The sequence below is a fragment of the Glaciimonas sp. GG7 genome, from assembly GCF_052976905.1.
Genome location: NZ_JBRIIQ010000139.1, coordinates 1 through 7,605, shown reverse-complemented (window position 1 = coordinate 7,605; position 7,605 = coordinate 1). Strand labels below are relative to the sequence as shown.

Genomic DNA, 7,605 nt, shown 5'->3' with positions numbered 1-7,605 from the left:
GCGATGTCTCGATGCTGCTGTCGCGAGCGAGCGGTTTGCCGCTCACGCGTGGCGTCTCAGGCATCTACAGCGTGACTGGATACCGCGAACTACTCAAACAATTGCCGCAGGCGATACTCGACACCACTCAGGACAGTTGGGTATTGGATCGGCGTGAGTCGGAAGGCGCGGTCACCGCAGCGGCCAGCGGCCAATTACGCGCAGCCATATTGCAGTTGTATTACCTTGATTACATCAAGCAGTGGGATAGCTTGTTGACCGACGTAGGCATTATGCCGTTTTCAAGCCTGGACCAAGGTGCTCGCATCACCAATGCATTGGCCGCGACCAATTCGCCGCTGCGCAGCTTCCTACAGGCGGCATCCAAGGAAACCAAGCTGAACGACGTCGGCGGTAAGTCGGCCGTGGTGGCGGTGGAGGATGCTGTACGCAGCAAACTCGCGGCGGCGCGCAATAAGCTCGAATCGGCACTCGGATCGAACCAAGAGGAGGTCGTGACGGAGGCCATCACGAATAACCCGGTAGACCAGCATTTTGAGGCGCTGCATAAACTGGTGGGCACGCCCGGAATGGTCGGCACCGCGCCGATCGACGCTCTGCTGGCGATGCTCAAGGACGTTTCACAATACTTTGATGCGGCGCAAAGCGCGCAGCGTGCCGGTACGCCGCCGCCGCCGGACGAGGTGATGCAGCACCTAACGCGTGAGGCTGACGGTAAGCCGGCTCCTTTGGATGGCATGCTCAAAAATATCGATAGCATAGGTGTTGGCCTGACCTTGGGTAGCGAGCGCACACGTCTGCAGTCGCTGTGGAATTCGGTCGCCGCGCCGTTTTGCCAAGAGGCAATTGCCGGTCGATATCCAATGGTGCGCAGCGCGACCAAGGAAGTGACGTTGGATGATTTTGGCAGATTTTTCGGACCGGCCGGCATCATGGACGATTTTTTCTCGAAGAATCTGGCGTCCTTAGTCGACACGGGCGGTCCCCGATGGAAATGGCGTAATACCGACGGTGCACGGCTGGGCGTGCCGCAAGATGTGCTAAACCAGTTTCAACGTGCAGCGCAACTGCGCGATATGTTCTTTCCCGCTGGCGGGCGTCAGCCATCGTTGCACTTCGGGTTGACACCGCTGAGCGTCGATCCTGCGCTTAGCAAGGTCGATTTTAATATTGACGGCCAGGCGGTTTCCTATTCCGCCGACGTGACGTCGCCCACCGTGCAGATCGCGCTACCGAGCGGGAAAAGTGACCACGAGGTGCATCTATATACAACGCCAGCACTTATGGCAGACCTGCAAACGACAGGTCCATGGGCTTGGTTCCGTATGCTTGACAAGGGAACGCTGCAATCGAGTCAGCAGGGTGAGCGTTTTAAACTGACTTACGATCTGGATGGCCATAAAGTCGTCTACCAACTTAACGCGAGCAGCGTCATCAATCCATTCCGACGTGATGCGTTGGAAAAGTTTCGCTGTCCGGCCGGATGGTAAGAGTGGCCGTAGGTGAGAGCCTGCATAACCCCTACAGTTGCCACTGCAAAAATGCAGCGTAATGTTATCGACGTCAAGCTCACTACCTTTATTAGCAGCTCGGGTAAGAATTTACAAGGCCGTGAATTGGTGACAGACCTTCATGCGACAGAGTCGTATATTTATATGCAAAGTCTTTGATGAACAACTGATGAAAGGAAGTATATGCCCTCATATAATGGCGCACAAACTGACGAAGAATATCGCGCACTTCGGTTGGATATTGCAAGGCGTCGCTTGGATGCAGCGAAGTCCAGCGGTTTTTCACAGCAGCAGAATCGATTGATACGAGAGAGCCGCGAATTTGAAAAAAAATGCGCCGCTGCTAACCGCGCTGAAAATCAAGCTGTGCGGCGAGACGATAGGGCAATCGTGCGCCAGATGATGGTTGTGATGACAACTGTCGCAGCAGCTCGCCGCCATACTGCTGTGGTCTAATTTTTCCGGACACCTCAATGGGTGGATAATCCATCAACTGAGGAAATATAAATGTCAAAGCAACATAAGAATTACGACAGCAGCCTGAAGCTGGAAGTCGTGCGGATGATCAAAGAACAAGGCCTGAGTATTCAACATGTCAGCGCCAGTATGAACATAGGCACCACAGCAATTCGTCGTTGGGTAACGCAGTACGGCGCTGAGCAGAACGGCAAGCCGGGGATAGGATTACCGCTGACCTCCGAGCAGCAACGGATACGACAATTAGAAAACGATAATCGCCAACTTCGCCAGGATGTTGATATCTTAAAAAAAGCATCGGCCTTCTTTGCCCGGGAAATGAAATGAGCTATCAACTCATTCGTCAACTGCAAGAGAAGGCCTTCCCGGTAAAACACTGCTGCCGCGTCCTGAGCGTGAGTCGTTCTGGCTATTACGAGGCACAGCATCGTGCTGCTAAACCGGTTTTGTGTAAAACAAGCGTTCACCTGAAGGCTGCTTTTATGGCCAGCCATCAAAGCTATGGCAGTCGTCGGTTGGTCACCGCAATGAGGAATCAAGGCTTTGTGATCGGTCGCTACAAGATACGTAGCCTGATGCGCCGAGCCAGCTTAAAACCCGTTTGGAAACGTAAGTTTATCCACACAACAGACAGCAAACATAACTTGCCAGTAGCCGCTAATATCCTCAACCGGCAGTTCAATCCTGCTGCACCAGACTTGGCGTATGTCACTGATATTACCTACATCCGTACTGGTGCCGGGTGGCTGTATCTGGCCATCGTCCTGGATTTGTTCGCACGCAAAATAGTCGGTTGGGCGATGGCTCCGAGCATGCCAGCAGAACTGGTTTGTGCTGCTCTGAACATGGCGATTGCGCAACGACAACCAGCCTCCGGGCTAATTGTCCATTCCGATCGCGGCAGCCAATATGCCAGCCAGCTCTACCAGGGCCTTCTCGATGAACATGGCTTTGTTTGCAGTATGAGCCGCCGTGCAAACTGCTGGGACAATGCCGTTGCTGAACGCTTCTTCCTCAATCTCAAGATGGAACGCGTCTGGCAACGCCAATATGCCAACCACGCGGAGGCTAGCAAAGACATTACTGCTTACATTGTCGGGTTCTATAACACCGAGCGATTCAATTCAGTATTGGGAAATCTGTCGCCCGTCGCCTACGAGCGAAAAATGGCAGAAAAAAAACCTATTGTTGTGTCCGAAATTACTTGACCACCACATACAGATGTCGCAGGGGGAGGGGGGGATTTAAGTTATGCGAAAACCAAACATCTGGTTGAGACTCTTCTCAAGGTGTCATGCACAGGAGCTTATGCAGTAGCTAACAGTGCGGCCGAATTGGCCATCGATGCTTTGACGCTCCCACTCTCACCTGCTGCGGTAGTGTCGAAGTACCTGTCTGGTATGACGAGTTCAACGCATGTCAAAACAGGAATAACTATAGCGAGCAGTACTTATAATGTTGGTAGCGGATTCGCCGGCGTCGTAGGTAGGTTTTTCCCCGCCCTCATACCCCAGGCGGCTAAGTATGCATTTAACCCCCTGTCTACGCTCTTGGGCGGATCAGGTGCCGCCGCCGCGGTGCCGTTCTTACCTGTCATCTCTCGAGGGGTTGGCGTACTTTCTCTTTTGCACAAGCATCGCCAGCTCGATCCCTTACTTTCTCTCTGGCTGCGCTATGACAATTCCTGCAGTTGCTGTGGCTCGACCAAACAGGTCACGGACATGTGGGAAAATGGCATTGCGAACAAGGCCATGATGGCCAACGTGTTCTATGCTCTCTATCTTTCCGGGAAAAAGCTTAAGAATGTATTCGCCGGTATCGGTCAGCCCAGTTCAAACTATGTGATTGCGGAGAAGCTGTGGAACGCTGGAAAAAATTATGCAGGAACCAATCACCAGTTTATCAATCCCGATGCGGTGATGACTGATCACTATGAACATTGCCCGTTAGCCTTGCTCGCTCTGGCAACACTATTCGGTAAGGGGGACGCGAGTAAAGGCTATCCAAAGGCAGTCGCCGCACTCATGTCGGATCAAGCCAGCGGGATCCGGGAAATAACAAAATTGCTGTCTTAGACAGAATAAGGTTTATGTCGCGTTGTTGATCAAAAGAGGGACGTGGTAGGGGACGTGGGCCATAAAAATGCACATTCGTGCGGCTCCAACTACCGTTTCTAGCTTAAAAATACGTAGCAATCGCAAAAACAGCCCTTTTTTCCGGGCTGTTTTTGTTATTTCCTAAAGTTAACCCTGGACCAATGAGGGGCTAAACAGCGACATTTGTTTTTCCTAACGTTTTGTGACGAAAGTCGGGAATTTCATGTTCACTTTTTTGAGGTCTGTTAACTGCTTGTGAGGTCGTGCTGTGCAATCTGGTTGTATAAAACTGCGTGTCTATTTGCGTGTTTGTTAGTGCAGTTTGCGCAGCAGCGTTTGTTAACTTTCCTTCCAATCGAGCAATGCGCGTATTGAGAAGATTGACTTGCGCCTGGACATGCTCCAGATCATTCTCTGCCGACAATAACTGTAGCCGTGCAGCTGTCAGTTCGTCATTGACTATGGCGGAGTGGGTGGGAGTAAACAAACGTTTGAGTATGTTCATAGTTTCTCCTGTGCTTGGGATGATGCTCAGCTTAGGCACAATAGCCATAGCCTTCTACGAGAATGACGATTTACCGGATGCGAATTTCTATGCAATTCGCATCCGGTAAATCTATGTTATCAGTCGGATTTGCTTGTGGAAAGTGATTCTCTGATGCAAGTGGTTTTGATGTTTTTTTGATACATATTGCCGTCTGTCATGATGCAGTCATGATATTCAATCCTGACAGAAATCAGGACGGTGTGATGATGCACCAGATGCAATCTCGGCCTATCCATTGCAGTAGTTGCAAAAGCAAAATGGTCGTCTCGCCAAAGATTAATAAACCTATGCAAATGGCAATGACTAACGCTATTAATGCAAGGCTGCCCGATAGTAAGGTGACGCTTGAAAGATAGCGCGCCAGATAGTCGTGGAGCCGATGATGTTTAGGTGAAGTAGCCATTGCACTATCCTTCATGATGATGATTGTCGTTTAGCCCCATTCCTCTGCTGCATACTCATTTGTAAGCTATAAAATCAATCAATTCAATCTTCATGAAGAGGGTTCGCATGAATAAAATTATTTCAGGAAGCGGCGGCCAGATTCTGGTCAATTGCCTCATTACACACGGGGTAGATCATGTGTTTTGCGTGCCCGGCGAAAGTTATCTCAACGTTCTCGACGCTTTGTACGATGTCCGCGATCAGATTGCTTTGCGCATCTGTCGTCACGAAAGCGGCGCGGCAAATATGGCCGATGCCTATGGAAAACTTACCGGTAAGCCAGGCATCGTCATGGTTACTCGCGGCCCCGGCGCGATGAACGCGGCCATAGGCATACACACCGCGCATCAGGATTCGACTCCGTTGATTATGTTTATCGGGCAGGTAGCGCGCACAGCCTTGGACAGGGAGGCGTTTCAGGAGTGCGACTATAGACGCGTGTTCGGCTCCATGACGAAATGGGTGGCGCAATGCGACGATCCAAAACGCCTTCCTGAATATATTAGTCGTGCATTTCACACCGCGGTGAGCGGACGGCCCGGCCCCGTCGTATTAGCGTTACCGGAAGACATGCTCACCGAACTCGCCGAGGCCTGTGCTGCGCCGCCTTATCAGCGGATCGCCAGCGCACCCACCCCCGCATCGTTGCAACAGCTATCCGTACTATTGAGCGCAGCGCAGCGCCCCATCGCCATCCTTGGCGGAAGCGGTTGGACGTCCCAGGCCTGCGCAGAGATACGTCAATTCGCACAGGCGTGGCAATTGCCAATTGCCTGTGCATTTCGGTTTCAGGATTTGTTCGATAACACCGATCCGTTATACGCAGGCGATGTCGGTATCGGCATCAATCCAGCCTTAGCGCATCGCATCAAGAATGCCGACGTAGTGCTGGCAATCGGGCCACGTCTGGGTGAAATGACGACTAGCGGTTACACCTTGTTCGACATCCCGACACCGCAGCAACGTCTGGTACACGTACATGCAGGCGCGGAAGAGTTGGGCAGCGTCTACGCCGCCGAGTTGGCGATCAATGCCGGTATGCCTGAATTTTCTGCCGCCGTGGCGAAGTTAGCCCGGCATGCGGCGATCGCATGGATCGGGGAAGCAGAGATCGCCCATGCCGAATATCTGCTCTGGAATACGCCGCCGCAAGTCGCCGGACCAGTTCAAATGGGCCAGATCATGGAATATCTGCGCACCAATTTACCCGCTGACGCTATTATTTGTAATGGCGCTGGTAACTACGCCACTTGGGTGCATCGGTTCTATCACTACCGGCATTTCAAATCACAACTCGCTCCCACCAGCGGCGCGATGGGCTACGGCGTACCGGCGGCGATTGCGGCCAAATCGTTGTATCCGCACAGAATGGTGATTGCCTTCGCAGGTGACGGTTGCTTCATGATGAGCAGTAACGAACTGGCAACCGCGATGCAATACGCGTTACCGGTTATTTTTGTCGTCGTCAACAACGGGATCTACGGCACGATACGCATGCATCAGGAGCGTGAATATCCGACCCGGGTCCACGGCACAGGCTTAACGAATCCCGACTTTGCCGCCTATGCGCGGGCGTTCGGTGCTTTTGGTGTTGTGGTGGAAAAAACAGAGGATTTTGTACCTGCATTCGAGCAGGCCTGCGCCAGTGGAAAACCGGCGGTCATTGAAATTCGCTTGTCGCCTGAAATCATTACGCCTGGTGCGACATTAACCGACATCAGAGAGCAAGCCTTGCGCAAGCAAGTGCCTGAGAAATAAATCTACAGCCGACGAAAAAGCGGACAGGCTATGTGTCCACTTTTTCGTAAAATGTGGAAACTCAGACTGGTAATTTATAGATCAAACGTAATCCCTTGCGCTAATGGTAAGGTATTGGAATAGTTAATCGTGTTGGTCGCCCGGCGCATGTAAGCCTTCCAGGCATCCGAGCCCGATTCACGCCCGCCGCCAGTCTCTTTTTCACCCCCAAACGCGCCGCCAATTTCAGCACCCGACGGACCAATATTCACATTAGCAATACCACAATCGCTGCCAACACTGGAAACGAACAGCTCAGCTTCGCGCATATTCAAGGTAAATATCGACGATGAAAGTCCCTGCGGCACGCCATTTTGCAGCGCAATGGCATCGGCAAAATCGTCATAGCGCATGATGTACAAAATCGGCGCAAACGTTTCGTGACAAACGATCGCTGTTTGTTGCGGCATCTCTACCAATGCCGGACGCACGTAAAATCCCTCCGCACAGCCATCCACCGCCACGCGCTCGCCGCCAGTAACTTTTCCACCCTCAGCGCGAGCCGCAGCCAATGCCCGTTGCATCGCATCAAAAGACGCCGCATCAATCAAAGGGCCAACTAAGGTTTCTTTCATCAGTGGATCACCAATAGTAATCTTGCTATAGGCCGTGCGAAGTTGCGGCAGCAGCGTGTCGTAAATATCACTATGCACAATTAAACGGCGCAGCGAAGTACAGCGTTGCCCCGCCGTCCCCACATCGATTCGTGCTTGTCCGTGGTACTCGGCATAGA

The 7,605-nt window shown here is 52.2% G+C and carries 8 protein-coding genes; 5 read left to right on the top strand and 3 right to left on the bottom strand.

The features are described 5' to 3' along the window. From tssM to ACVBEF_RS19590, 4 genes are all read left to right on the top strand, one after another. Positions 1-1,490 (top strand): type VI secretion system membrane subunit TssM (gene tssM / locus ACVBEF_RS19605; RefSeq protein WP_447125599.1); only part of this gene is annotated, 1,490 nt, incomplete at its 5' end. 204 nt (positions 1,491-1,694) lie between these two features. Further along, on the top strand, positions 1,695-1,967 hold the full coding sequence (locus ACVBEF_RS19600; protein WP_447125598.1) for a hypothetical protein: 273 nt from the start codon (positions 1,695-1,697) through the stop codon (positions 1,965-1,967). A 51-nt stretch (positions 1,968-2,018) separates the two neighbouring features. After that, positions 2,019-3,196, top strand: a protein-coding gene (locus ACVBEF_RS19595; RefSeq protein WP_447122149.1) for an IS3 family transposase whose coding sequence is annotated in 2 segments (ribosomal slippage) — positions 2,019-2,286 and positions 2,286-3,196 — 1,179 coding nt in all. Because the reading frame shifts where the segments join, the coding sequence is not laid out codon by codon here. A gap of 126 nt (positions 3,197-3,322) precedes the next feature. Further along, entirely contained in the window at positions 3,323-4,063 is a 741-nt protein-coding gene (locus tag ACVBEF_RS19590; RefSeq protein ID WP_447125597.1) for a hypothetical protein, read from the top strand. A 190-nt stretch (positions 4,064-4,253) separates the two neighbouring features. Here ACVBEF_RS19590 and ACVBEF_RS19585 read toward each other — a convergent pair whose 3' ends face one another. Both ACVBEF_RS19585 and ACVBEF_RS19580 read right to left on the bottom strand, forming a co-directional pair. Next, the gene (locus tag ACVBEF_RS19585; RefSeq protein WP_447125596.1) at positions 4,254-4,589 is read right to left on the bottom strand and encodes a hypothetical protein; all 336 of its coding nucleotides are present in this window, start codon (positions 4,587-4,589) and stop codon (positions 4,254-4,256) included. 232 nt (positions 4,590-4,821) lie between these two features. Continuing rightward, complete coding sequence (locus ACVBEF_RS19580) at positions 4,822-5,034, bottom strand: hypothetical protein (RefSeq protein ID WP_447125595.1); 213 nt, start codon at positions 5,032-5,034, stop codon at positions 4,822-4,824. A gap of 107 nt (positions 5,035-5,141) precedes the next feature. Between ACVBEF_RS19580 and ACVBEF_RS19575 the strand changes: the two genes are divergently transcribed. Continuing rightward, positions 5,142-6,833, top strand: a complete 1,692-nt coding sequence (locus tag ACVBEF_RS19575) for a thiamine pyrophosphate-binding protein (protein ID WP_447125594.1) — start codon at positions 5,142-5,144, stop codon at positions 6,831-6,833. A gap of 74 nt (positions 6,834-6,907) precedes the next feature. Here ACVBEF_RS19575 and ACVBEF_RS19570 read toward each other — a convergent pair. Further along, on the bottom strand, positions 6,908-7,605 hold a 698-nt coding region (locus tag ACVBEF_RS19570; RefSeq protein WP_447125593.1), incomplete at its 5' end, for an aldehyde dehydrogenase family protein.

What these genes read in the sequence shown, in the direction of transcription:
- ACVBEF_RS19600 (WP_447125598.1), top strand. Translation starts at nt 1,695, where the DNA reads ATGCCCTCATATAATGGCGCACAAACTGACGAAGAATATCGCGCACTT.
- ACVBEF_RS19585 (WP_447125596.1), bottom strand. Translation starts at nt 4,589, where the DNA reads ATGAACATACTCAAACGTTTGTTTACTCCCACCCACTCCGCCATAGTC.
- ACVBEF_RS19580 (WP_447125595.1), bottom strand. Translation starts at nt 5,034, where the DNA reads ATGGCTACTTCACCTAAACATCATCGGCTCCACGACTATCTGGCGCGC.
- ACVBEF_RS19575 (WP_447125594.1), top strand. Translation starts at nt 5,142, where the DNA reads ATGAATAAAATTATTTCAGGAAGCGGCGGCCAGATTCTGGTCAATTGC.